At 70.3% G+C, this 24,990-nt stretch carries 19 protein-coding genes and 1 tRNA gene; 8 read left to right on the top strand and 12 right to left on the bottom strand.

The window, feature by feature from the left end:
* Positions 1-6: 6 nt before the first annotated feature.
* Positions 7-951, bottom strand: a complete 945-nt coding sequence (locus tag AB7F93_RS08830; protein ID WP_428302532.1) for a S49 family peptidase — start codon at positions 949-951, stop codon at positions 7-9.
* The gene (locus AB7F93_RS08825; RefSeq protein WP_428302531.1) at positions 948-1,937 is read right to left on the bottom strand and encodes an RluA family pseudouridine synthase; all 990 of its coding nucleotides are present in this window, start codon (positions 1,935-1,937) and stop codon (positions 948-950) included. Before AB7F93_RS08825 ends, AB7F93_RS08830 begins: the two co-directional genes overlap by 4 nt.
* A 330-nt stretch (positions 1,938-2,267) precedes the next feature.
* Between AB7F93_RS08825 and AB7F93_RS08820 the strand changes: the two genes are divergently transcribed.
* The 7 genes from AB7F93_RS08820 (at position 2,268) to AB7F93_RS08790 (ending at position 13,663) form a co-directional block, all read left to right on the top strand.
* On the top strand, positions 2,268-4,793 hold the full coding sequence (locus AB7F93_RS08820) for an Rne/Rng family ribonuclease (protein WP_428302530.1): 2,526 nt from the start codon (positions 2,268-2,270) through the stop codon (positions 4,791-4,793).
* A 58-nt stretch (positions 4,794-4,851) separates the two neighbouring features.
* On the top strand, positions 4,852-5,337 hold the full coding sequence (locus AB7F93_RS08815; protein ID WP_428302529.1) for a YajQ family cyclic di-GMP-binding protein: 486 nt from the start codon (positions 4,852-4,854) through the stop codon (positions 5,335-5,337).
* A 92-nt stretch (positions 5,338-5,429) separates the two neighbouring features.
* Positions 5,430-7,577 carry a glycogen debranching protein GlgX gene (gene glgX / locus AB7F93_RS08810; RefSeq protein ID WP_428302528.1) on the top strand — a complete coding sequence of 716 codons (2,148 nt, stop codon included), beginning with the start codon at positions 5,430-5,432 and terminating at the stop codon, positions 7,575-7,577.
* On the top strand, positions 7,574-8,305 hold the full coding sequence (locus AB7F93_RS08805; protein WP_428302527.1) for a M48 family metallopeptidase: 732 nt from the start codon (positions 7,574-7,576) through the stop codon (positions 8,303-8,305). The genes glgX and AB7F93_RS08805 overlap by 4 nt, the downstream gene beginning before the upstream one ends.
* A gap of 284 nt (positions 8,306-8,589) precedes the next feature.
* Entirely contained in the window at positions 8,590-9,645 is a 1,056-nt protein-coding gene (locus tag AB7F93_RS08800; RefSeq protein WP_428302526.1) for an efflux RND transporter periplasmic adaptor subunit, read from the top strand.
* The gene (locus AB7F93_RS08795; protein WP_428302525.1) at positions 9,642-12,719 is read left to right on the top strand and encodes an efflux RND transporter permease subunit; all 3,078 of its coding nucleotides are present in this window, start codon (positions 9,642-9,644) and stop codon (positions 12,717-12,719) included. The genes AB7F93_RS08800 and AB7F93_RS08795 overlap by 4 nt, the downstream gene beginning before the upstream one ends.
* Entirely contained in the window at positions 12,716-13,663 is a 948-nt protein-coding gene (locus AB7F93_RS08790) for a TIGR00730 family Rossman fold protein (protein ID WP_428302524.1), read from the top strand. The genes AB7F93_RS08795 and AB7F93_RS08790 overlap by 4 nt, the downstream gene beginning before the upstream one ends.
* 12 nt (positions 13,664-13,675) lie before the next feature.
* Here AB7F93_RS08790 and AB7F93_RS08785 read toward each other — a convergent pair whose 3' ends face one another.
* The 10 genes from AB7F93_RS08785 to rnr all read right to left on the bottom strand — a co-directional run bounded on the left by AB7F93_RS08785 (position 13,676) and on the right by rnr (position 24,794).
* Entirely contained in the window at positions 13,676-15,064 is a 1,389-nt protein-coding gene (locus tag AB7F93_RS08785; RefSeq protein ID WP_428302546.1) for an efflux transporter outer membrane subunit, read from the bottom strand.
* A gap of 23 nt (positions 15,065-15,087) precedes the next feature.
* Complete coding sequence (locus AB7F93_RS08780) at positions 15,088-16,470, bottom strand: amino acid permease (protein WP_428302523.1); 1,383 nt, start codon at positions 16,468-16,470, stop codon at positions 15,088-15,090.
* A gap of 293 nt (positions 16,471-16,763) precedes the next feature.
* Positions 16,764-18,128, bottom strand: a complete 1,365-nt coding sequence (gene radA, locus AB7F93_RS08775; protein WP_428302522.1) for a DNA repair protein RadA — start codon at positions 18,126-18,128, stop codon at positions 16,764-16,766.
* 34 nt (positions 18,129-18,162) lie between these two features.
* Positions 18,163-19,521 (bottom strand): replicative DNA helicase, encoded by a 1,359-nt coding sequence (gene dnaB / locus AB7F93_RS08770; RefSeq protein WP_428302521.1) that lies wholly within the window; start codon positions 19,519-19,521, stop codon positions 18,163-18,165.
* A gap of 19 nt (positions 19,522-19,540) precedes the next feature.
* Positions 19,541-19,987, bottom strand: a complete 447-nt coding sequence (rplI, locus tag AB7F93_RS08765) for a 50S ribosomal protein L9 (protein WP_428302520.1) — start codon at positions 19,985-19,987, stop codon at positions 19,541-19,543.
* Between the two features lie 74 nt (positions 19,988-20,061).
* The gene (locus AB7F93_RS08760; RefSeq protein ID WP_428302519.1) at positions 20,062-21,009 is read right to left on the bottom strand and encodes a hypothetical protein; all 948 of its coding nucleotides are present in this window, start codon (positions 21,007-21,009) and stop codon (positions 20,062-20,064) included.
* Between the two features lie 4 nt (positions 21,010-21,013).
* On the bottom strand, positions 21,014-21,238 hold the full coding sequence (gene rpsR / locus AB7F93_RS08755) for a 30S ribosomal protein S18 (protein ID WP_428302518.1): 225 nt from the start codon (positions 21,236-21,238) through the stop codon (positions 21,014-21,016).
* A gap of 23 nt (positions 21,239-21,261) precedes the next feature.
* A complete protein-coding gene (gene rpsF / locus AB7F93_RS08750; RefSeq protein WP_428302517.1) occupies positions 21,262-21,690 on the bottom strand; it encodes a 30S ribosomal protein S6 in 429 nt (142 codons plus the stop codon).
* Between the two features lie 96 nt (positions 21,691-21,786).
* Positions 21,787-22,545, bottom strand: coding sequence for a 23S rRNA (guanosine(2251)-2'-O)-methyltransferase RlmB (gene rlmB / locus AB7F93_RS08745; RefSeq protein WP_428302516.1), 759 nt, complete (start codon positions 22,543-22,545; stop codon positions 21,787-21,789).
* Complete coding sequence (gene rnr, locus AB7F93_RS08740) at positions 22,542-24,794, bottom strand: ribonuclease R (RefSeq protein ID WP_428302515.1); 2,253 nt, start codon at positions 24,792-24,794, stop codon at positions 22,542-22,544. Before rnr ends, rlmB begins: the two co-directional genes overlap by 4 nt.
* A gap of 71 nt (positions 24,795-24,865) precedes the next feature.
* Between rnr and AB7F93_RS08735 the strand changes: the two genes are divergently transcribed.
* Positions 24,866-24,952, top strand: a tRNA-Leu gene (locus AB7F93_RS08735).
* The last annotated feature ends 38 nt before the right edge of the window (positions 24,953-24,990 follow it).

Here is a 24,990-nt window from a genome sequence, read left to right as displayed (position 1 = left end):
CGATCCTCAGCGCCAGCGCAGCGTCGTCGAGAGCGACTTCACGAGCGCGCTCGCCGCCTCGCCGCCGGCGCTGCGGATCAGTTTTTCGAAATACGCCGGCTGCACCGTGTAGTCGACCAGCTTGTCGGCCTTGAATACCTCGCGCGCCACCGAATCGGCGTCGCCAAGCGCGTCCACGAGACCCAGCTCGATGCCCTGCGCGCCGGTCCAAACGAGGCCGCTGAACAGACGCGGATCGTCCTTCAGGCGCTCGCCGCGGCCCTGTTTGACCACCTCGATGAACTGGCCGTGGATGCTGGCGAGCAGCGCCCGGGCGTGGGCGACGTCCTCGGGATGTTGTGGCGAGAACGGATCGAGAAAGCCCTTGTGCGCGCCGGCGGTCAGCAGGCGCCGCTCGACGCCGAGTTTGTCGAGCGCCTCGACGAAGCCGAAGCCGTTCATCAGCACGCCGATCGAACCCACCACGCTCGCCTTGTCGGCATAGATGCGCTCGGCCGCGACCGCCACGTAGTAGCCGCCGGACGCGCAGATGTCGTCGATGACCGCGTGCAGCGGCACGTTCGGGTGCAGCTTGCGCAGGCGCTGGATTTCGTCGTTGATGCGCCCGGCCTGCACCGGGCTGCCACCGGGGCTGTCGATGCGCAGCACCACGCCGGCCACGTGCGTGTTGTCGTAAGCCGCGCGCAGGGACTCGATCACCAGGTCCGCGTCGGCGTCGGTGCCGGGCGCGATGATGCCGTTCAGTTGCACCAGCGCCGTGTGGCGGCTGGTGACCTGCGGCACGGTGACGTCGGTGCTCAGCAGGCCAAGCACCGCCAGTACCAGAATCACCGTCAACAGACGCGAAAAAATCCGCCAGCGGCGGGCGCGCCGCTGTTCGATGAGCGTGTCGCGCAGCAGGCGTTCGAGCACGCCGCGTTCCCAGGCGGTCGGGTGGCCGTCGTCGTTCATGCAGTCCTCGCAGGGGTGGGGATGTCTCGCAGGCGTTGCAGCACGGCGTCAAGCGCCGCCGGCAATGGCGCCTCGAAGCGGCGCGGCGTGTCGTCGTCGAGCGGGCCGATGTCGAGCCGCGCCGCGTGCAGGAACAGCCGCCTGAGGCCAAGTTCCCGCAGCGCCGCGTCGGCGACCGGATCGCCGTACTTCGGATCGCCCGCCACCGGGTGGCCGATGTGCTGCGCGTGCACGCGAATCTGGTGCGTGCGCCCGGACAGCAGTTCCGCCTCCACCAGCGTTGCCGTGGCGAAACGCTCGCGGACGTGAAACACGGTGACGGACGGCTTGCCGTCGTCGCTCACCCGCACCAGGCGCTCGCCGCCGCGCTCGTAGCGGTGGAGCGCCGCATCCACGCGCAGGCGCCGCCCGGCCACCGTGCCGATCAGCAACGCCGTGTAGCGTTTGTCAATGGCACCGGTGCGCAGTTGCTCGTGCAGCGCACGCAGCGCGCTGCGCTTCTTGGCGATCAGGAGGCACCCCGACGTGTCGCGATCGAGCCGGTGCACCAGCTCCAGAGACGGCTGATTCGGGCGAAGTTGCCGCAGCGCCTCGATGACGCCGAAGTCGACCCCGCTGCCGCCGTGGCAGGCAAGGCCGGCCGGCTTGTCGAGCACGAGCAGGCGGTCGTTCTCGAACAGGATGGCGCCTTCGAGCTGGCGCAGGCGAAAGTCGGGCGCCGCCGCAGCCGGGCGTGGCGGCGGCAAATCGACCGGCGGCAGGCGTACGCGATCACCGGCCTGCAGGCGGTGCTCGGGGCCGATGCGACCGCCGTTCACGCGCACCTCGCCGCGGCGCAGCAGCCGGTACACGCGCGTACGCGGCAGGCCGCGAAAGCGCGCCATGATGAAGTTGTCGACCCGCTGGCCGGCCTGGTCGGCGGCCACGTCCACGTACGCCACGGCGCGCGTCCCGGCCGCCCGGTTATCGGTATTAAGCCCATTCATCGCGTGGTAATGTTGCCGGCGCAGTGGACATCATGACGACCCAAAACCTCACGGCAACCCTCCGGCGCCTCGGGCCAACCGCCCCGGGCCTGCTGGCGTTGACCGCGCTTTTCGTGCTGACGCGTCGCGTCGGCGCCGCTGCCACCGATTTTGTGCGCGCCATTCTATTCCTCCTGCGCCCGTCCCCGCGGACGGCACGCGCCGGAGGCCCTGTATCTGCTCCCCACGTCGCGCCACGCCGCGCCGCACCGGCTTACCTGCCCCCACCCATCGGGGCATTGCCGTCCGGCCTGCGCAGCGTCGCCCGGCGATTGTTACGAGAACCCCCTGATGAAACGCATCCTGTTCAACGCCCGCCAGTCGGAAGAGCTGCGCGTGGCGATCGTCGACGGCCAATACCTGTTTGACCTCGACATCGAGTCGCCGAACCGCAACCAGAAGAAAGGCAACATCTACCGCGGCATCGTCCGCCGCGTCGAACCGAGCCTCGAAGCCGCCTTTGTCGATTACGGCGGTGCCCGCCACGGCTTCCTGCCGCTGAAGGAAGTCGCCGCCGCCTCTCTTGGTGAGTCCGGCCGCGCCCTGCGCGAGGGCCAGGAAGTCACCATCCAGGTCGAGAAGGAAGAGCGCGGCACCAAGGGCGCGGCGCTGACCACGCACGTGAGCCTCGCCGGCCGGTATCTGGTGCTCATGCCATGCAGCCCGGACGCGGGCGGCGTGTCGCGCAAGATCGAGGGCGAGGACCGGGCGGAGCTGAAGGACCTGATCGGCCAGTTGCAGCTGCCGGCCAACATGGGCGTCATCGTGCGCACCGTGGCCGCCGAGCGCTCGCTCGCCGAGTTGCAATGGGACCTTGACCACCTGGTCGAGCTGTGGAACGCCATCGATGCCGCCAGCACCGGCCGCGCGGCGCCGTTTCTGATCTACCAGGAAAACAACGTCGTGGCGCGGGTGATCCGCGACTACTTCCGCGACGACATCAGCGAGATCCTGATCGACGACGAGGCCACCTTCGAGGAAGCCCGCTCGCTGATGCAGCAGCTGATGCCGCAGAGCCTGCCGCGTCTGAAGCTGTACCAGGACAAGGTGCCGCTGTTCACGCGCTACCAGATCGAAAACCAGATCGAGACCGCGCACCGGCGCGAGGTGCCGCTGCGTTCCGGCGGGGCGCTCGTTATCGACCACACCGAGGCGCTGACCGCCATCGACATCAACTCGGCGCGCGCCACGCATGGCAGCGACATCGAGGAGACGGCCACCCACACCAACCTTGAAGCCTGCGACGAGATCGGCCGCCAGCTGCGCCTGCGCGATCTCGGCGGCCTGATCGTGATCGACTTCATCGACATGATGAAGGCCGGCAACCAGCGCGCGGTGGAAGACCGCCTGCGCGACGCCGTCAAGCACGACCGGGCGCGCATCCAGCTCGGCAAGCTGTCGCGCTTTGGCCTGCTGGAGATGTCGCGCCAGCGCCTTCGCCCGTCGCTGAAGGAGACGAGCCACATCACCTGCCCCCGCTGCGAGGGCCAGGGCACCATCCGCAGCGTGGAATCGACCGCGCTGCACGTGCTGCGGCTGCTGGAGGACGAGGCGCTCAAGGAGCGCACCGGCCGACTCGAGGTTCAGGTTCCGGTCGCCGTGGCGACGTACCTGTTCAACGAAAAGCGCGATGCCGTGGCGGCCCTCGGCCAGCGTCTTGGCGTGAACCCCATCATCCTGCCGAACCCGGCGCTCGAAACCCCGCACTACGAGCTCGAACGCACGCGCGTGCAGGATCTCAACAAGCGCCTGCTCGACACGCCGAGTCACGAACTGGCCCTGACGGTGCCACCGCCCGAGGCCGCCGCCGCGCCGGCAGCGCCGGCAGCGCCGGCCGCCGCCGTGCAGCGCATGGTGCGCACCGCGCCGCCGCCGGGCGCGCCCGAGCCGGCGGCGCCCGCGCCCGTGGCAGCCCCGCAGGCCGGCCTGTTCACACGCCTGTGGCGCGCCCTGGTGGGTGAGCCGCAGCCGGTACCCACTGCGGAACCGGAGCGGCCACGCCACCGCCCGCCGCGCAGCCCGAGCGCGCCAGCGCCGCGGCAGGAACCGCGCACCGAGCGCGGACGACCGAACGCGCCGCAGCGCCCCCAGGGCCAGGCAGCGGGCCGCCAGCCGCAACCCGGCACGCGCGACTCCGCCGCCGCGCCGCGCGGACCCAGTCAGGCGCGCGATGGCGCTGGGCGCGAGACCCCCGGCGAGGGACAACCGCGCGAGGGGCAACCGCGAGAAGGCCAACGAGAAGGCCAGCGCGAGGGCCGCTCCCGACGCGGCCGGCGCGGTGGTCGCGGTGGCGCCGGCGGTGAGCGTAATACGGCCGGCGCCGCGAGCCCGCCGCAGGCCGGCGCCAACCCGACGCCGACCGAAGCCACCCGCAGCGAGGCCCTCCCCGACGAGGTGGCGGTGACGGCGCTCGCTGGCGCGGCGCTGACGGCAACGGCGCTGCCGGAGCCGAGCCAGGCCGCACCCGCACAGCCCATCGAGCCGCTGCAGGCGCCCGTCTGGGCCGCTGCGCGCGAGGAGCCCGTCCCTGCGCCGGCCGAGACTGCGGTTGCGGCAAGCGCACCGCCGCTGCCGGTGGCAATCGAGGCCCCCCCCGACGTCGCGCCGTACCCCAGCGCGCCGATCGAGCCCACCGTCGAACCGTGGCTCGTAGCTCCCGCCGCGCCGTTGGACCCCGTCCCGGAGCAGGTTGCCGAAACCCCGGCTCCGCCCCCCGCCTGGACCGCGGCGCCCGTAGCGAACCCGTGGGTGCAAGTGGAAACCGTCCCCGACGAGCCGGACGAGGCGACCCCCGACAAGGACACCCAGACCGGATAGCCTTGTCCCGACCGGCGGTTCGCGCCGCCGGTCGCGCGCCGCCCCAGCGAGGACTGCCATGCCTTCATTCGACGTCGTCTCCAAGGCCGACCTGCACGAGGTGGCCAACGCGGTGGACCAAACCAACCGCGAGCTTGGCACGCGCTTCGATTTCAAGGACACCGGCGCCAAGGTCGAGCTGAAGGAAGCGGTGATGACCGCCGAGGCGCCAAGCCGCTTCCAGATCGAGCAACTGCTGGACGTGCTGCGCACGCGGCTTGCCAAACGCGGCATCGACATGAAGGCGCTCGACTACGGCAAGGTGGTGGAGGCCGGCCAGCGCGCCACGCAGACCATCACGGTGCGCCAGGGCATCGACTCGGACCACGCCCGCAAGCTCGTCAAGCACATCAAGGACAGCAAGCTGAAGGTGCAGGCCGCCATCCAGGGCGACGAGCTGCGCGTGTCCGGCAAGAACCGGGATGATCTGCAGGCGGCCATCGCGCTGCTGCGCAAGCTGGAAGACTTCGACCTGCCGCTGCAGTACGTGAACTTCCGCGACTGACACGCCAGCGGCCCGGTTCTTGCTGACGTGCCGCTGATGGCTTGCCGACCTTTCGCCGGCGGTGCCGCGTCGATCGCCTGCGGTGAGCGTGCATGACCCCATCCAGTCCGCCCCGCGTGTGGCCCGGCGCGCCGTATCCGCTCGGCGCCCACTGGGACGGCAGCGGTGTCAACTTCGCGCTGTTCTCGGTGCACGCCGAGCGGGTCGAGCTGTGCCTGTTCGATGCGAGCGGCCGGCGCGAGACGGCGCGTGTGCCGTTGCCCGAGTACACGGACGAGGTCTGGCACGGCTACCTGCCGGACCTGCGCCCAGGCCAGCTGTACGGCTACCGCGTCTACGGGCCCTATGAACCCGAGCGCGGCCACCGGTTCAACCATCACAAGCTGCTGATCGACCCGTACGCGCGGCTGCTGCAGGGCAGCGTGCACTGGCACGACGCGCTTTACGGCTACCGCGTCGGAGACGCGCGCGGCGATCTGTCGTTCGACAGCCGCGACAGCGCCCGCTACATGCCCAAATCCGTGGTGGTGGAAGACGCCCCGGGCGCCGACCTGCCGCCGCCACGCCAGCCGTGGCGGCGCAGCGTGATCTGCGAGCTGCACGCCGGCGGCTACACACGCCGGCACCCGGCGGTGCCCGAGCCGCTGCGCGGCAGTTTTCGCGGTCTCGCCGAGCCCGCCGTGGTGGCGTATCTGGCCGATCTTGGCGTGACCGCGATAGAACTGCTGCCGGTGCACGCGCACGTCGACGAGCGGCGTCTGGCGGACGCGGGTCTGGTCAACTACTGGGGTTACAACTCGATCGGCTTCTTCGCGCCGGACAACCGCTTCCTCACCGCTGCGGATGCCGGCGAGTTCCGCCTGCTGACGCGCGCGTTTCGCGAGGCCGGCATCGAGGTGCTGCTGGACGTGGTCTACAACCACACCGCCGAGGGCGGCGAGAGCGGCCCCACACTCAGCTTTCGGGGCATCGACAACGCCGTCTACTACCACCTTGACCCGGCCGACCGGCGCCGCACGCGCGATTTCACCGGCTGCGGCAACAGCCTGAACCTCGCCCAGCCGCGCGTGCTGCAACTGGTGCTGGACTCCCTGCGCTACTGGGTGCAGCAGATGGGCGTCGACGGGTTCCGGTTCGACCTGGCCTCCACGCTCGCGCGCGACGGCGCGGAGGCCGGCTTCGACCCCGGCAGCGGCTTTTTCGACGCCGTGCGGCAGGACCCGGTGCTGGCCGGCGTGAAGCTGATCGCCGAACCGTGGGATGTAGGGGCCGGCGGCTACCGTCTGGGCGGCTTCCCACCCGGCTGGGGCGAGTGGAATGACCAGTACCGCGACACGGTGCGCCGCTTCTGGCGGGGCGATGCGGGCCAGGTGGCGCTGCTGGCGTCGCGCCTGACCGGTTCCAGCGACATCTTCCCCAACCACGGCCGCCGGCCGACGGCGAGCGTCAACTTCATCACCGCCCACGACGGCTTCACGCTGCGCGACCTCGTGTCCTACGAGCACAAGCACAACGCCGCCAACGGCGAGGACAACCGCGACGGCACCGACAGCAACCTCGGCTGGAACGGCGGCGTGGAAGGGCCGACCGAGGACCCCGACATCACCGCCACGCGCCTGCGGCAGATGCGCAACCTGCTGGCCACGCTGCTGCTGTCGCAAGGCACGCCGATGCTGCTGGCCGGCGACGAGTTCGGCCACACCCAGCTCGGCAACAACAACGCGTACTGTCAGGACAACCCAATCGGCTGGCCGGACTGGGCGCGGCTTGAGGCCCAGGACGGCGCCGCCCTGCACCGTTACTTGCGCCGCCTGCTGCGGCTGCGCAAGCGCCACGGCGTGTTCCGGCGTGACCGCTTCTTCACGGGGCGGGCGAGCACGCCCACCGGCCGACCGGACATCGTGTGGCTCAACGCCGACGGCAGCGACAAGCAGGGTGCCGACTGGCAGGCCGAGCCGCACCTGCTCGCCTTCGTGCTCGACGGCGCGGCCGGCGCCGAACACCTCGGCCCACAGGGGCAGTCGCGACAGGACGACAGCTACCTGGTCGTGTTGCACGCCGGGGCGACCGAAACGTCGCTGTGCGCCCCACGCGCCGCACTCGGCCTGGCCTGGAAGCGGGTGTTCGATACCCGCGCCAGCGATGGCCACGGCGACGGCCTGATCCTGCCGGCCGGATCCGTGTGCAGCCTGCCGGCCCGCTGCGTGCAGGTGTTCCAGCGCCTGGATGCGCTGCCGTGAACGCGCCGGACGCGCAGTTGCACTTCAATGTCGACGGCCGCTCGATGACCTGTCGGGTTCTGCGCGCGGCGCGACGCACCTACGCGCTGCGCCTGGCGCCGGACGGCGTGCTCGAACTGCGCGTACCCAGGCGCCTGCCGGCACGCCTGTGGCCGGACATCCTGCACCGCCACCGGCGCTGGATTGCCGGCCAACTCGGCCGCAGCGCCGCGCACGGCCCGAGCATTGCGGACTTCGGCCACGGCAGCGCGCAGCGCTACCTCGGCGAGACCTATCCGCTGCAAGTCGCGGCCGGGCGCACGCACGCGCAGCTGCACGATGGCCGGCTGCACGTCGCGGTGCCGGCACCGGACGACGCGGTGCAGGTCAGTCAGGCGCTCGACAGCTGGTACGGTCGCCAGGCACAGGCCCTGTTGCCGGCCCGCCTGACGATCCTCGCAGCCGACCTGCACTGGCTGGCCGGCCGCACGCTGCCGCCGCCGCGCGTGGTGCGCCTGCGCAGCCGCTGGGGCAGCTGCGCGGCGAGCGGCCGCATCACGCTGAATGTCGGATTGGTGCTGCTGGCGCCGGCGCTGATCGACTACGTGCTGCTGCACGAGCTGTGCCACCTGCGCGAGTTGAACCACGGCCCCCGGTTCTACGCCGTACTGGCGGCGGCGCTGCCGGACCACCGACAGCGGCAGCAGGCACTGCGCGGCGAGCGGCCGTGGCGTCCGCTATTGCCCTGACCATCACTAACCGTTCGGTCAGTGATGGTCGGGGGCTGTGCTATAAAACACGCCGCCAGCGCGCCCCCCGGCCACCGACGGTGCGGACGATCGTTGCAGCGTCACCCCCGGCAGGATGCCGACGCGAAGGGGATCCCACCCAAGCCGGCGTGCGCCCGCGAGCGCAGCAGGTGACGGCGCGGGATGTCGACCGCCTTGCCGCGCGTCCCCCGGGCGGGCGGCGCTCTTCACAGCCCCAAGCCAGTCGAGACTCCATGTCAGCCTTGCGCCCGTTGCTTCGGTCCGTGTCCGTCGTCCTTGTGCTTGTCGGCGCTGTGGCCTGTGGCCAGCAGGAACAAGCCGCCGTCAGGCCGCCCGGGATTCTGATCACCACCGCCGAGGTCGCCACCGCCTCGGTCGAGACGATCGAATCCAGCGTCGGCCAGATCGAGAGCCTGGTCGAGCCGGAAGTGGCCGCCGAGGTGGCCGGGCGCGTGCTGAGCCTGCCGGTCGAAGTGGGCGATACGGTGCGCAAGGGGCAGCTGCTGGCTGAAATCGACGCCGAGGATTACCGCCTGCGCCAGGGCCGGACGCAGGCCGAGATTTCCCGCCTGGCGGCGCTGATCAGTCAGCAGGAGCGCCTGGTCGAGCGCTACGAGACCCTGGCAAAAAGCGACTTCTTCGCCAGGAACGCGCTCGACGATGCCCAGGCGCAGCTGAAGGCGCTGCGCAGCCAGCTCACGGCCGCCGATGCCCAGTCGGCCGAAGCCTCGCGCAACCTGGCGCGCGCCGGCGTGCTGGCGCCGGTCGACGGCAAGGTGTCGGCGCGCATGGCCAACGTCGGCGATTACCTCGGCGTCGGGGCACCCATCGTGCGCCTGAGCACCGATCGCCTGTTGCGGGTGACCCTGCCGTATCCCGAGGCGCTGGCCGAGGTGCTGAAGGTGGGGCTGCCGGTGCGCCTGCGCTCGCCGGCGGCGCCCGAGACCGTGATCGAGGCCACCATCACCGAAATTCGGCCGACCGTGGGCGAGCAGAACCGCGCCCTGCTGACGCTGATCGACCTGCCGAACCCGGGCGGCTGGAAGGCCGGGGCCAGCGTCGACGGCGAGGTGATTCTCGGCCGCCGCGAGCAGGCGCTGTCGGTACCGGAAACCGCCGTCGTGCTGCGCCCGGCCGGCCCGACCGTGTACGTGATAGACGGCGACAAGGCGCGCGCCGCCGTTGTCGAGCCCGGCGTGTACCGCGATGGCAAGGTCGAAATCCGCTCCGGTCTTGTCGCCGGTGCGCGGGTGGCCGTGGATGGCGCCGGGTTCCTCAGCGACGGCGCCGCGGTGCGCGTACAGGAGGGTGGTGCATGAGCCTGCCTGAGCTTTCCATCAACCGGCATGTGCTCGCGTACATGCTCAGCGCCGTGATCGTGCTGTTCGGTCTGGTCGGCTTTCGTACGATGGGCGTCGACCGCTTCCCGCACGTCGACTTCCCGATCGTGTCGGTCACCACCAACCAGCGCGGCGCAAACCCCGAGGTGATCGACGCCAGCATCACCAACCTCATCGAGCGCAAGGTCAACAGCGTGCCCGGCATCGACTACATCCAGTCGAGTTCCACGCCCGGCGTGTCGCAGGTGATCATCACCTTCAAGCTGCAAAAGAATATCGACGTCGCCTTCCAGGAAGTGCAGTCGAAAATCAGCCAGGTGGTCGCCGAGTTGCCGGACGATGCCGACCCGCCGGTGGTGGCCAAGGTTGAGGCGGACGCGACGCCGATCCTGTGGCTGCACATCCTGGGTGACCGCACCCTGCAGCAGCTCAACACTTACGTGACCAACACGCTGCGCCGGCAGCTTGAGACCATCGACGGCGTCGGCGACATCCGCATCGGCGGCCTGCGCAACCGCAACATCCGCATCGAGGTGCACCCGGAGCGCCTGAGCGCCCACGGCTTCACGGTGCAGGACCTGCTGCGCGCGCTCAGCAACGAGCATGTCCTGCTGCCCGGTGGCTTCGTCACCTCGCGCACGCAGGAGCGGCTGCTGAAACTCGACATCGAGTACCACAACCCGCGCGCGCTACAGAACATGGTGATCGGCTACAAGGACGGCGCCGAGATTCGCCTGTCGCAGGTCGCCGACGTCGTCGACGGCATGGCCGATTACCGCAGCCTGGCCCGGCGCGATGGCAAGTCGGTGGTCGGCATGGGCATCGTCAAGGTGACCGGCGCCAACACGGTGGCCATCGTCGACGAGGTCAAGCACCGCCTGGAGACGGAGATCAAGCCGGCGGCGCCGGCCGGCATCGAGATCAGACAGGGCACCGACAACTCCCTGTTCATCGTCGAGATGGTCGAGGCGTTGCAGGAACACCTCATCGCCGGCACGCTGCTGGCAGGCGCCGTGGTGCTGCTGTTCCTGCGCAGCTTCCGCGCCACGCTGATCATCGCCGCGGCCATTCCGGTGTCGCTGCTCGGCGCCATCGCGGTGATGTATTTCTTCGACTACACGTTCAATTCGATGACGCTGCTGGCGCTGCTGCTGCTGATCGGCGTGGTGGTGGACGACGCCATCGTGGTACTGGAGAACATCCACCGCCACCGCGAGCACATCGACCCCGACCCGCGCAGCGCCGCCATCGAAGGCACCAAGCAGGTCATGTTCGCGGTGCTCGCCGCCACGCTGTCGCTGGTCGCCATCTTCGTGCCGGTGGTGTTCATGAGCGGCATGATGGGGCGCTTTTTCAGCGCCTTCTCGGTGGTGGTGGTGTTCGGCGTGCTGGTGTCGTGGTTCGTGTCGCTCACGCTGACGCCGGCGCTGTGCTCGCGGTATCTGGACGTCAGTGCCCGGCACGGCCGCCTGTACACAGCCTTCGGGCGTTTTTTCGATGGCATGGATCGCCTCTACCGGCGCACTCTGAATGGCGGCCTGCGTTACCGCTGGGCGGTGGTGGCGATTACCGTGCTGGTGGTCGCCAGCAGCGCGTTCTTCTCTAGCGCCATCGGCAAGGAATTCGTGCCCGACGAGGACGAGAGTCGCTTCATGGTGCTCTTCAAGACCCCGCTCGGGTCGAGCGTCGAGTACACCAACTCGCGCATGAAGCTGATCGAGGACGTGCTGCAACGGGATTCAACCGTGCTGTACACGTTCGGTGCCATCGGTCTTTTCGCCACCGCGCAGGCCAACGAGGGCATGGTGTTCGTCACCATCAAGCCGCAACACGAGCGCGACGTGAGTCAGCACGACGTCATCGCGCGCCTGCGCCCGCAGCTCGGCGCGCTGCCGGGCGTACGCGCGTTCGCGGTGCCGACGCCGGCCATCGGCGGTCAGCGCGGCGAGAAGCTCCAGTACGCCGTGCGCGGCCCGAACCTGCAGAAAGTCGGCCAGTACGCGGTGCAGATACGCGAACGGCTGATGCAGACGCCCGGCATCGGCTTCATCGATCTTGACCTGCTGCTCGACATGCCGCAGCTGCGCCTGGAGGTGGACCGCACGCGCGCCGCGGCGCTCGGCCTGTCGAGCCGCGACGTCGCGATGGCCGCCAACGTGCTGGCGGGCGGCATGGACGTCGCCAAGTGGAACGACGACCCCGGCGACGGCGAGCGCTACGACGTGCGTCTGAAGGCTGCGGACGGCAGCTTCGAGACGCCGGATGACCTGCGCAAGATCTTCCTGCGCGCCGGCAACGGCGAGCTGGTGCGTCTGGACACCGTGGCCCGCTTCATCGAGAAACCCGGCCCGGCGCGCATCGACCGGTTCGACCTGCAATACGCCGCGCGGTCCTACAACAACCCGGAACTGCCGCTCAGCGTGGCGGTCGACAAGGTGCAGGCGGTCGCCGCCGAGGTGCTGCCGCCGGGGTACTCCATCAAGCTGCTGGGGTCCGCGCGGGAGTTCTCGAACACCATGGGCTACATCGTCACCGCCTTCGTGCTGGCGATCGTGATGCTGTACATGGTGCTGGCGAGCCAGTTCGACTCGTTCCTGCAGCCGCTCATCATCATGGTGGCGCAGCCGCTGGCCATGGTCGGCGGCCTTGCCGGGTTGTGGCTGGCGGGCGACACGCTGAACATCTACTCGATGATTGGCCTGATCCTGCTGGTGGGTCTGGTCGCCAAGAACTCAATCCTGCTGGTGGACCTCACCAACCAGCTGCGCGCCGAGGGCAAGAGCATCGAGGTGGCGCTGCGCGAGGCCTGCCCGGTGCGCCTGCGCCCGGTGCTGATGACCTCGCTCACGGTCATTCTCGCCATGCTGCCGGCGGCCTTCGGCGTCGGCGCCGGGTCCGACACCAACGGCCCGCTCGCGGTGACGGTGATCGGCGGCATGATCAGCTCCACGCTGCTCACGCTGGTGGTGGTACCGGCCGTCTACTCGCTGGTCGAGAACGGCCTGCTGTGGCTGCGTGCCCGCCGCGCGAGGCGGCATCCGGCGGTGGCGTGAGCGGCGATCAACGCGTACCGCCACCCCCGCCGGGTGAGCGGGAACGGCCACTGCCCGAACAGCAGCCGAAGTCCGCCACCGAGGATCCGGACGCCCCGCGGCGCGTGCTCGAGATTCTGGACAGCCCAAGCTACCGCGTGGCCGATCAGGACCCGGAGTTTCTCGGTCTGGACAACACGCGCGGCCTGCGCCTGCACGTCGACTACCTCAAGCCCGAACTGCTGCTGCGCGAGCACGGCATCCGGCACGCCATCGTCGTGTTCGGCGGCACGCGCATACACGAGCCGGTGGCCGCGGCGCGCGATGTCGAGGCCTGCCGGGCAGCGCTGGCGGCGGATCCCGCCAACACGGACCTTGCACGGCAGCTCGCGATCGCCGAGCGGCGCGCCGCCAAGGCGCACTACTACGACGTGGCGCGCGAGTTCGGTGCGCTGGTCGGGCGGTCGGGCGACGGCCCGCAGGACTGCCGCGTGGTGGTGATGACCGGCGGCGGCCCCGGCATCATGGAGGCCGCCAACCGCGGCGCGTTCGACGTCGGCGCCAAGTCGGTCGGGCTCAACATCACGCTCCCGCGCGAGCAGTTCCCGAACCCGTACATCACGCCGCAGCTGTGTTTCCGGTTCCACTACTTCGCACTGCGCAAGCTGCATTTCCTGCAGCGCGCGCGGGCGCTGGTCGCGTTTCCGGGCGGCTACGGCACGCTCGACGAACTGTTCGAGACGCTCACGCTGGTGCAGACGCGCAAGATTCGCCCGGTGCCGGTGGTGCTGGTCGGCGAGAGCTACTGGCGCCGCGCCATCGATTTCGATTTTCTGGTCGACGAGGGCGTCATCGACCCCGAGGACCGGGAGCTGTTCTGGTACGCCGAGACCGCCGACGACATCTGGACCGGCATCCAGCGCTGGCACGCGGAAAACGGCGGCAGCCTGTTTCCGTGCGACTGAGCGTCTCGCCGATTAGCCGGTCCAGCCGCCGCCGAGCGCCTTGAACAGCGTCGCGGCGCCCAGGCGCGCGTCGCGCATCGCGGCGGTGTGATCGATCTGCGCCGCGAACAGGCTGCGCTGCGCCACCAGCACGTCCAGATACAGCCCGCGCCCGCCACGGTATTGCAGCTGCGCCAACGCGAGCGTGCGTTCGAGTGCCCGCACCGCGTCGGCCTGGGCCTGGGCGCGCGCCTGTGACTCGCGCAGCGCCGTGAGCGCATCGCGCACCTCGGCAAACGCCGTCTGCACCGTCTGCCGATACAGAATTTCGGCCTGATCGCGTCGCGCCAGGGCGCCTGCCACCTGCGCCTCGGCACGTCCGAAGTCGAGCAGCGGCGCCACCAGCGCGCTGCCTAGCGACCAGCCCTGCGCCGGCCCCGAGAACAGGTCACCCACACGCAGCGCATCGCTGCCGACGAGCGCCGTCAGGCTGATGCGCGGGAACCACTGCGCGCGCGCCGTGCCGATGTCGGCGTTGCTCGCGCGCAGCGCCGCCTCGGCAGCGCGCACGTCCGGTCGGCGCGCGAGCAGTTCGCTCGGCAGCACGCGCGGCAGCGCGGCCGGCAGGGCCAGTCCGTCGATCGCGCCAGGGGGCGTGCTCGTGTCGATGATCTGTCGCGGCGTGGCGCCGGTGAGCAGCGCCAGCGCCGTTTCGCTGCGCCGCGCCGTGTCGCGCAGGGTCGCCGCCACGGCGCGTGTGCTGGCCAGTTCCGCCTCGGCCTGACGCAGCGTGAGCTCGGTGCCGGCGCCCAGGCGCAGGCGCGCTTGCTCCAGGCGCAGCGCCGCTTGACGCGCACCGATCGTGTCCTCGGTGATGGCGAGCTGGCGCTCGGCGGTGCGCAGGTCGAGGTACGCGGCAATCACGTCCGTGATGACCGTCAGGCGCAGCGCCTCGGTGGAATACACCGACTCGGACAGCCGCGCGCGGTCGGCCTCGCTCGCGCTGCGCAGGCGCCCGAACAGGTCGAGCTCGTAGCCGAGCACGGCCGCCACGCTGTACAGGTTGCGCACCTGCCCGGTGCCAGCGGCAGCGGCGCCGTGCTGGCGCGAGGCATTGACCTGCGCGTCGAGCGTCGGCCAAAGCTCGGCGCGGCTGCCGGCCAGCAGCGCCCGGGCCTCTTCGACGCGCGCCGCGGCGAACGCGAGGTCGAGATTTTCGCCGAGCGCCTGGTCGATCAACTGGTCGAGCGCCGGGTCGCCGAACTGGCGCCACCAGTCCGCTGCCGGCTCACCGGTCGCCGTGTCGAGGGCGGCGTCGTTCCAGCCGGCCGGCAGTTCCGGGACAGGGGGATCGTGCCGGGGCGCGAGCGAACAGGCCCCCAACGTGAGCGCCAGCAAGCCCGCAGCGGCGCCGGCCCACACTCGCGACAACACCCGCCGCCGGCTCAGGCCTGAGCCAGCACGCTGTGGCGGCGCGCGTAAACGAAATAGAGCGCGATGCCGATCACCATCCAGATCACGAAACGCCACAGGGTGATGGCCTCCAGGCTCGCGATCAGGTAACCGCAGGACAGGATGGCGAGGATCGGCGTCCACGGCACGAACGGCGTGCGGAATGGCCGGTGCAGGTTCGGCTGCGCGCGGCGCAGGTACAGCACCGCGATGGACACCATCACGAACGCCGCGAGCGTGCCGACGTTGACCAGCGACGCCACCTCGTGGATGGGCAGCACGCCGGCGGCGATGGCGATCAGCAGGCCGGTCAGGAGCGTGGTGCGCGCCGGCGTGCGAAAGCGCGGGTGCACCTCGCTGAACACCGCCGGCAGCAGGCCGTCGCGGGACATGGCGTAGAACACGCGCGTCTGGCCGTACATCATGACCAGCAGCACCGAGGTCAGGCCCGCCACGGCGCCGATGGCGGTGGCGCCGGCTGCGAAATGCTCGCCGATCTGCGCCAGCGCAAAGGCGATCGGATCCGCCACGTTCAGCGTCAGATACGGTGCGATGCCAGTCAGCACCACGGTGACGGCGATGTAGATCAGCGTGCACAGCACGAGCGAGACGATGATGCCGATCGGCATGTCCCGCTGCGGATTCTTCGCTTCCTCGGCGGCGGTGGAAACGGCATCGAAGCCGATGTACGCAAAGAAGATCAGCCCGGCGCCCGCCATCACGCCGGACCAGCCGAACGGCATGAACGGCTCCCAGTTGGCGGGCTGCACGTGCGGCACGGCGGCCAGCAGAAAAATGCCGATCACGGCGAGCTTCAGGATCACGATGACGGCGTTGGCGACGCTCGTCTGCCGCACACCGATGGCCAGCACCACGCTGATCAGCAGCATCACCGAAAACGCCGGCAGGTTGATCAGGCCGCCATCGCCCGGCGCGTGCGTCAGCGCCGGTGGCAGGTCGATGCCGAGCCCCGCCAGCAGGCGAATGAAATAGCCCGACCAGCCGATCGCCACCGTGGCGCAGGCAAGCGCGTATTCGAGAATCAGATCCCAGCCGATGATCCACGCCGGCAGCTCGCCGAGCGTGACGTAGGTGTAGGTGTAGGCGCTGCCGGACAGCGGCACCGCGGAGGCGAACTCGGCGTACACCAGCGCCGCGAAGCCGCAGGCGAACGCGCCCACGACGAACGACAGTGACAGCGCCGGCCCGGCCTTGGTGGCCGCCGCCACGCCCGTCAGCACGAAGATGCCGGCGCCGATGATGGCGCCGATGCCGAGCAGCGTCAGATCCATAGCCGACAGGCTGCGCGCGAGGCCACGGTCCGCACCGTCGACGGCCTGCGCGATCGATTTCTTCTTGAACAAGCTCTGCTGCATGGATGCTGTTCCTTGTGGCTGACGGCATGGGCGAAACCTAGGGAAACGCCGATTTATTCAGCGTTTCCCGTCCCGGGCAGGATGCCCGGGCCTGAATCGATGACGCAGATCATTGATTCAGGGAGCGCGGCGCGGGCGTGTACCGCGCCGCAGCGAGCTGAAAAATTCCTGGGACGGAATTTTTCAGCATTTCCCAGAGCGGCGGGAAGTATGGCGGTGCCCCGCCATATCCCCAACTGCACGCAAAGCAACTGACATGCCCGGAGCCGCCCGGGCTCGCCGGCGCGGGCCGCTCAGTCCACCAGCCGGGCGAACACCTCGCCGACCCCGCCGAGGTGCTCCAGCGCCAGCACCTCCATCCCCGGGATGGGCTTGCGCGGTGCGTTCAGTTTGCCGACCACGGCGTGCCTGAAGCCGAGCTTGGCGGCCTCGTGCAGGCGCTCCTGCCCGCCGCGCACCGGGCGCACCTCGCCGGCAAGGCCGACTTCACCGAACGCCAGCACATCGGCCGGCAGCGGCCGGTCGCGCAGGCTGGACAGCGCCGCGAGCAGCACCGGCAGGTCCGTGGCGGTCTCGGTCACCTTGAGCCCACCGACCAGGTTCACGTACACGTCCTGGTCGAACAGCGCCACGCCCGCGTGCCGGTGCAGCACGGCGAGCAGCATGGCCAGCCGCGAGCCGTCCATGCCGAGCGCGAGCCGGCGCGGGTTGCCGAGCGGGCTCGATTCCACCAGCGCCTGCACTTCGAGCAGCAGCGGGCGTGTGCCTTCCAGCGTCGCCATGGTGATGCTGCCGGCCACCGGGCGCGCGTGGCGGGTGAGGAAAATCGCCGACGGGTTGCTGACTTCCTTCAGGCCCGCCTCGGTCATGGCGAACACGCCAAGCTCGTTCACCGAGCCGAAGCGGTTCTTGAAGGCGCGCACTACGCGATAGGTGCTCGCGCTGTCGCCCTCGAAGTACAGCACCGTGTCGACGATGTGCTCCAGCACGCGCGGACCGGCGAGCGCGCCTTCCTTGGTGACGTGGCCGGCGATCAGCACGCTCGTTCCCGACGTTTTGGCAAGCCGCGTCAGGCGCGCCGCGCACTCGCGCACCTGCGCCACCGAGCCGGCGGCCGAGGCGACGGATTCCGCGACCAGTGTCTGGATGGAATCGACCACCAGCACCTCGCAGCCGGCGGCCGCATCCAGGATCGCTTCGAGCCGCGCGTCGATCAGCAGCGGCAGGTCGGCGTCGCCCAGTTGCAGGCGTTGCGCGCGGGCAGCGATCTGCGCGGCGGATTCCTCGCCGCTGGCGTACAGCACGCGCGTCGACTGCGCGAGGCGGGCGAGCGTTTGCAGCAGCAGCGTCGACTTGCCGATGCCGGGGTCGCCGCCCAGCAGCACCACCGAGCCCGGTACGAGGCCGCCGCCGAGCACGCGGTCGAGTTCCGCGGAACCGGTGGCCAGGCGCGGCGGCGCGCTCGCCGTGGCCTCGCGCAGGTGCGTGACAGCACGCTCGCCGGTCCAGCCGGCGCTCGCCGGGCGTTCGGCGCGCGGCGGTGGCGCGGCATGTTCGGCGAGGCTGTTCCAGGCGCCGCAGGTGGTGCACTGGCCAGCCCACTGCGAGAACACCGCGCCGCACTCGGCGCAGCGGTACTGGGCGCGGTCGCGGGCCACGGATCAGGCGCCTGGCGCGGCCGGGCGCGGCGGCTCAATCACCATAACCGCCGTAGTCCTGCGCCAGATCCTCGAAGCGCGTGTAGGCGCCGAGGAAGGCGAGATACAGGTGACCGATCGGACCGTTGCGCTGCTTGGCGATGATGATCTCGGCCTTGCCCTTGTCCGGGCTGTCCTCGTTGTAGACCTCGTCGCGGTAGATGAACAGGATCACGTCGGCGTCCTGCTCGATGGCGCCCGACTCGCGCAGGTCCGACATCACCGGGCGCTTGTTGGGGCGGCTTTCGAGCGAGCGGTTCAGCTGCGACAGCGCGATCACCGGCACCGACAGTTCCTTCGCGAGCGCCTTCAGCGAGCGCGAAATCTCGGAAATTTCGAGCGCGCGGTTCTCCCTGGCGCCGGGCGACTGCATGAGCTGCAGGTAATCGACCACGACCAGGCCGAGGCCATGCTGGCGCTTCAGGCGCCGGGCACGCGCCCGCACTTCGAGCGGCGACAGCGCCGGCGTGTCGTCGATGAAGATGCTCGATTCCTGCAACAGATGCATGGCCGACGTGATGCGCGGCCAGTCCTCGTCGTGCAGTTGACCGGTGCGCACGCGGTGCGCGTCCACGCGGCCGAGCGAGGACAGCATGCGCAGCGCGAGCTGCTCGGCCGGCATTTCCATGCTGAAGACGGCCACTGGCTGGCGGGCGCGGATGGCGACGCTCTCGACCATGTTCATGGCGAACGAGGTTTTGCCCATCGACGGCCGGCCGGCGACGATGATCATCTCGGCCGCGTGCAGGCCGGCGGTCATGCGGTCGAGGTCGGAAAAGCCCGACGACACGCCGGTCAGCGCCGTGCCGGAGCGGTACAGCGCATCGAGCCGTTCCAGCACCTTCGGCATCAGCTCGCGGATGCCGGCGAAGCCCGAGCGGGCCCGCGCGCCGCGCTCGGCGATCTCGAACACCTGGCTCTCGGCGGCGTCGAGCAGCTCCGCGACGCTTCGGCCGGCCGGGTGAAAGCCGCTGTCGGCGATGTTGCTGCCGACGCCGATCAGGTGCCGGGCGATGGCCCGTTCGCGCACGATGTCGGCGTACGCGCCGACGTTGGTGGCGCTCACCACGCCGCTCGCGATGAGGCCGAGGTACGCCATGCCGCCGGCGCGGTCGAGCTCGCCGGTCTGCTCCAGATCCTCGGCGACCGTGATCAGGTCGCACGGCCGGCCCTGCTCGTACACACGCCGGATCGCCTGGTAGATCAGGCGGTGGTCCTGGCGGTAGAAGTCGTCCTCGATCAGCCGGTCCGAGACCAGATCCCAGGCCGTGCTCTCCAGCAGCAGCCCACCCAGGACCGACTGCTCGGCCTCGATGGAATGCGGTGGCAGCTTGAGCGCGGCCGGGTCGGCCATGGGCGGGTTCCGGGAGCGCTTACTCCGCGGTGACCTCGACCGTCACCTGCACGGTGAGGTCGGCGTGCAGGTTCACGTCGAGCGGGAAGCTGCCGAGCGTGCGGATGGCGCCCTCCGGCAGGTTCAGCTCGTGGCGATCCACGGCGTGGCCGGCGGCGGTCAGCGCCTGCGCGATCTCGCGCGTGGTGACCGAGCCGAACAGGCGCCCGCCTTCGCCGGCCTTGTGGGCCAGGCTCACTGTCACGCCTTCGAGCGCCGTGGCGCGCGCCTGTGCCTTGGCCAGCGCGTCAGCGGCGGTCTTTTCGATGTCCGCGCGCTGCTGCTCGAAGCGGGCGATGTTGTCCGGGGACGCGAATACCGCCTTGCCGGTTGGCAGCAGGTAGTTGCGGCCATAGCCGCCCTTGACCTCGACCCGGTCACCCACGTTGCCGAGGTACCGAATCTTTTCCATCAGAATCACTTGCATGACCGCAGCTCCACGCTGTTGTTAGAACTTGTTGCCGGCCCCACCGGTTTGGCGGGCGCCGTGCCGACCCGCGCTCAGCGCAGCGGACGGCTCCTGAAATCGACCCAATTATCCATCAGGCCCAGCAGCACCAGCGCCGAGCCGAGCTGCGGCGTCGCCACCACCAGCAGGGCATAGACCACCCACGGCAGGCGTGGCCACCAGCCGCGCCGCGCCGTCTCGCCGTGCACCAGCGCCAGGCCCTGCAGCAAGGCCGGCACCGCCAGCACCAGCGCCAGCTCCACCGCAAGACCATCCGCGGCGAGCCGCCACGCAAACGCTGCCACCAGCACGGGCAGCAGCAGCACCGCGTACACCCGCCCGAAGCGCAGCGCCCGGAATTCCTGCGCAAACGCGCCGGGGCGGTGCAGCCGCGCCTGCAGGCTGCGCGCCAGACACAGGCCGCCGCTCCACGCCGACAGCAGCACCAGCGCCAGCAGGCCGCCGGCGAGCTGCAACATCACGCCGAGTGCGGCGTCGAGCTCGGCGGCCGGCAACTGCGGGTTGAAGCGGCGCAGGTTCTCGACCAGCGCGGCGCGAACGTCCGGCTGGCCCGCGGGCAGGCCGGTCCGCTGCACCATCACCACGACCAGCGCCGCAAGCGCCGTCAGCGTGAGCAACGCCAGCGGCAGGCTGCGCGACGCCCGCAGCGCCGCGCCGGCCGCGAGCCCCGGCAGCCAGGCGAACAACAACGCCGGCCCCAGCAGCCCCACGCCCACCAGCAGCAGCGGCGCCAGCAGCACAGCGCCCATCAACAGGCTGCGCAGCGTTGCCGCCAGGCCCGACTCGACCGCGAGAAACCCGGCCGTGGCGAGGTTGCACACCAGCGCCAGCGGCAACAGCAACACCGCGCCCGGCAGCAGCAGCGACGCCAGCAAGCCGACCGCCGCCACCGCCAGCACACCCGCCGCCGGCCAACCACCGCCGGCCAGCCAGGCCGCCAGCGTCGCCAGGCGATCGCCGGCCGCGGGCGCGCCGGTCACCGGCTCAGTGCGCGTCGCTGTACGGCAGCAGCGACAGGAAGCGGGCGCGCTTGATGGCGCGCGTCAGCTGACGCTGGTAGCGCGCGCTGGTGCCGGTGATGCGGGTCGGGATGATCTTGCCGGTCTCGGAGACGTACTGCTTCAGCGTGTCGAGATCCTTGTAGTCGATCTCGACCACCTTCTCGGCGGTGAAGCGGCAGAACTTCTTGCGGCGCAGGTAACGGGCCATGGTGCGTGTCTCGGGTGTCGGGTTCAGGCGTCGGTATCGGCAGCGGCTTCTTCGCCGTCCGCATCACCGTCGGCGGCAACGGCCTCCTCGCGCTCGTCGCGGCGCGGACGCCGGTCACGACGCTCCTCGCTCTCGCGGGCAAGCGCGATGGCGGACGGCTCGGTCACCGCCGCGTCGCGCTTGATCACCAGATTGCGCAGCACCGCGTCGCTGAAGCGGAATGCCGAGGCCAGCTCGCGCATCGCCTCGTCGTTGGCTTCAAGATTGAACAGCAGGTAGTGCGCCTTGTGGACCTTGGCGATCGGGTAGGCGAGCTGACGGCGACCCCAGTCTTCCTGGCGGTGGATGGCGCCGCCGCGCGTCTCGACGATGTTGCGATAACGCTCGATCATCGCCGGCACTTGCTCGCTCTGATCCGGGTGGATCAGCAGCACGATTTCGTAATGACGCATGAACACTCCTTGTGGCTATAAGCCCGAATTTGCCAATCCGGGCAAGGAGACCGCTGTGTGGTTGTTATCGCGGCCGAAAAAGGGCGGGCATTCTACTCAGGCGGGCGGGGCCGGACAAGCGCCGCGCTGGCGCACGGCCTCGAACAGGCACACGGCCGCCGCCACCGACACGTTGAGGCTGCCGACGGCGCCGGTCATCGGGATGCTGACGAGCTGGTCGCACAACTCGCGCGTGAGCCGCCGCAGGCCCTGGCCCTCGCCGCCGAGCAGCAGCGCGCACGGGCCAGTGAGGTCGGTTTGATAGATCGGCGCCGTGGCACTGGCATCGGCCCCGAACAGCGTGATGCCGGCACCGTGCAGAAAACGCAGCATGCGCGCGAGGTTGCCCACCTGCACGAACGGCACCGTGCTGGCGGCGCCGGCGGCGGTCTTGATGGCGGCCGGCGTGAGGCCCGCCGCGTTTCGGCGCGGGGCGATCACGGCGTGCGCGCCGGCGGCGTCGGCGCTGCGCAGGCACGCGCCCAGATTGCGCGGGTCCTGCACCTCGTCCAACACCAGCAGCAACGGGCGCGTGGCCTGGGCGAGGATACCTTCGAGCGCGTTCTCGTCGAGCGCGGTGGGCGCGGCGGTCAGCAGCGCGATCGCGCCCTGGTGCGTGGCCCCGCCGCACAGGCGATCGAGCGCGGCGGCGGGGCGCTGGTCGACGGCGATGCCGGTTTGCGCGGCGAGCGTGGCGAGTTCCGCGAGCGCCGGCCGCTCGCGTTCGGCGAGCAGCAGCCGGGCGACGGTGCCGGGCTCGCGTTGCAACAGGGTCCGCACCGGGTGCAGGCCATAGGCAATCGGGCGCGCGCTCATCGTTTTTTCTTTCGCTTGTCAGTCCTGGCGGACTTCGGCTTGTCCGGCGTGCCGGCGGCCGGCGTGTGCTCGCCGTCGCGGCCCGCGTAGTCGAGGTCGATCTTGCGGTCGTCGAGGTTTACCCGCACTACGCGCACGCTGAGCCTGTCACCCAGGCGAAAGCTGCGCCGCCGCCGCTCGCCGACCAGGCGGTGGTGAATCGGGTCGAAGTGGTAGTAGTCCTCCGGCAGCGCCGTGATGTGCACCAGACCCTCGGTGTAGGCGCCATCGAGCGTCACAAACAGGCCGAATGCCGCGACGCCGCTGACCTGCCCGCCCATCACCTCGCCGACGCGGTCCTGCAGGAACTCGCACTTCAGCCACGCCACCACCTCGCGCGTTGCCTCGTCGGCGCGCCGCTCGGTCAGCGAGCAGTGCGCGCCGAGCGCCGTCATCTGCTCGCCGGTGTACAGATACGACTCCGCCTTGCGCTTGCGCAGTGCGTGCCCGATGGCGCGGTGCACCAGCAGATCCGGGTAGCGGCGGATGGGCGAGGTGAAGTGCGCGTAGGCGTCGAGCGCGAGGCCGAAGTGGCCGCGGCACTCGGCGTCGTACACCGCCTGCTTGAAGCTGCGCAGGATCGGCGTCTGCAGCAGCTGCCGGTCGTCGCGCTGCGCGACCACCTCGGTGAGCGCGCGGTAGTCGCCCGGCGCGGGTTCCTCACCGCCGCCGAGCAGCAGCCCGAATTCGGCCAGAAAACTGCGCAGCGCCGTCACCTTCTCGGCCGCCGGGCGGTCGTGCACGCGGTACAGCGCCGGCAGGGCACGCTCGCTCAGGTACTCCGCCGCGCAGCGGTTGGCGGCGATCATGCACTCCTCGATGATGCAGTGCGCCACCGTGCGCGTCACCGGCTCGATGCGGTCGATCTTGCGATCCTCGCCGTAGATGATGCGCGCCTCGGCGGACTCGAACTCCACCGCGCCGCGGCGCTGGCGCTCGCCGTCGAGCGCCCGGTACAGGCGGTGCAGCGTGTCGATGTGCGGCAGGAGCTTTTCGTAGCGGGCGCGCTCGGCGGCATCGCCGGCGATCACGGCGGCGATCTGCGTGTACGTGGTGCGCGCGTGCGAGCGGATCACGCCGCGCGCGAAGCGGTATTTCCTGATCGCCCCGCGCGGGCCGATCGACATCTCGCACACCAGCGCCAGGCGCTTGACCTCGGGCTTGAGCGAGCACAGCTCGTTCGACAGCACCTCCGGCAGCATCGGGATCACGCGCTGTGGGAAGTACACCGACGTGCCGCGCTCGTGTGCCTCGACGTCGATGGCGCTGCCGGGGCGCACGTAATGGCTCACGTCCGCAATCGCCACCAGCAGGCGCCAGCCGCGGCCGTCGGGTTCGGCGTACACGGCATCGTCGAAATCGCGCGCGTCCTCGCCGTCGATGGTGATCAGCGGCAGGTGCGTGAAGTCCTCGCGCCCGCGCGCGTCGGCCGCCGTCACCTCGGCCTTGTAGCCCACCGCCTCGGCCTCGACCTCGGCCGGCCACTGCCAGGGCAGGTCGTGCTTGCGCAGCGCAATGTCGATCTCCATGCCGGGCGCGAGGTGCTCGCCCAGCACCTCCACCAGCAGGCCGCGCGCCGGCTGCTGGCGGTCGGCGTAGTGGGCGATCTCGACCACCGCGATCTGCCCGTCGCGCACCTTGGCGCGCACCACGTAACCTGTGATGACGATCTCACTGCCCAGGCGCCGGTCGTCCGGCACCAGCCAGGCGAACTTGCCGTCGCGCCGGAAGCGGCCGACCACGCGCCGGTGGCGGCGCTCCAGCACCTCGACGATGCTGCCCTCGTGCCGACCGCGGCTGTCGACGCCGGTCACGCTCGCCACCGCCCGATCGCCATCCATCACCGCGCGCATCTCGCGCGGCGAAAGGTACAGGTCCGGGTGCTCGCCGTCCGGGATGAAAAAGCCGTAACCGTCGCGGTGCGCGCTCACCCGCCCGCGCAGCAGGTCCATCTGCTGCACCGGCCCGTAGCGGCCGCGCCGGTCGAGCAGCAACTGGCCGTCGCGCACCATGGCGGCCAGGCGCTTGGCCAGCGCCTCGCGCGCCCAGTCGGCGCGTAGCGCAAGGTGTTCGGCGATGGCGTCCGCGGCCAGCGGCTGGCCGGCCTTGGCGAGCACATCGAGGATAAGTTCGCGGCTCGCGATCGGGCGCTCGTAGCGGGCGGCCTCGCGGCGGCGGTGGGGGTCTTTCTGTGGACGGCGAGAATTCATGATGTTTCGTTGACAGTCAGGCGGCGGCCAGTACAATGCCGCGCTCGCTTCGGCGCCCAGCCGCCGAACGAGCCGAGATGGCGAAATTGGTAGACGCGCTAGCTTCAGGTGCTAGTGGGGGAAACCCCGTGGAGGTTCAAGTCCTCTTCTCGGCACCATCACCCCTTCCGCAAAGGTCCGCACTTACGTTCTAAGT

It is taken from the genome of Immundisolibacter sp. (genome assembly GCF_050250495.1).
Taxonomy (GTDB): Bacteria; Pseudomonadota; Gammaproteobacteria; order Immundisolibacterales; family Immundisolibacteraceae; genus Immundisolibacter.
Note: the sequence above shows the minus strand (reverse complement) of the source record. Positions and strands in the feature narration are given on the sequence as shown.

Coding starts and splice junctions, on each gene's coding strand:
- rplI (WP_428302520.1), bottom strand. CDS start 19,987: ATGCAAGTGATTCTGATGGAAAAGATTCGGTACCTCGGCAACGTGGGT.
- AB7F93_RS08820 (WP_428302530.1), top strand. CDS start 2,268: ATGAAACGCATCCTGTTCAACGCCCGCCAGTCGGAAGAGCTGCGCGTG.
- glgX (WP_428302528.1), top strand. CDS start 5,430: ATGACCCCATCCAGTCCGCCCCGCGTGTGGCCCGGCGCGCCGTATCCG.
- AB7F93_RS08825 (WP_428302531.1), bottom strand. CDS start 1,937: ATGAATGGGCTTAATACCGATAACCGGGCGGCCGGGACGCGCGCCGTG.
- AB7F93_RS08795 (WP_428302525.1), top strand. CDS start 9,642: ATGAGCCTGCCTGAGCTTTCCATCAACCGGCATGTGCTCGCGTACATG.
- rlmB (WP_428302516.1), bottom strand. CDS start 22,545: ATGAGCGCGCGCCCGATTGCCTATGGCCTGCACCCGGTGCGGACCCTG.
- AB7F93_RS08830 (WP_428302532.1), bottom strand. CDS start 951: ATGAACGACGACGGCCACCCGACCGCCTGGGAACGCGGCGTGCTCGAA.
- rpsR (WP_428302518.1), bottom strand. CDS start 21,238: ATGGCCCGTTACCTGCGCCGCAAGAAGTTCTGCCGCTTCACCGCCGAG.
- AB7F93_RS08780 (WP_428302523.1), bottom strand. CDS start 16,470: ATGCAGCAGAGCTTGTTCAAGAAGAAATCGATCGCGCAGGCCGTCGAC.
- rnr (WP_428302515.1), bottom strand. CDS start 24,794: ATGAATTCTCGCCGTCCACAGAAAGACCCCCACCGCCGCCGCGAGGCC.
- AB7F93_RS08815 (WP_428302529.1), top strand. CDS start 4,852: ATGCCTTCATTCGACGTCGTCTCCAAGGCCGACCTGCACGAGGTGGCC.
- rpsF (WP_428302517.1), bottom strand. CDS start 21,690: ATGCGTCATTACGAAATCGTGCTGCTGATCCACCCGGATCAGAGCGAG.
- dnaB (WP_428302521.1), bottom strand. CDS start 19,521: ATGGCCGACCCGGCCGCGCTCAAGCTGCCACCGCATTCCATCGAGGCC.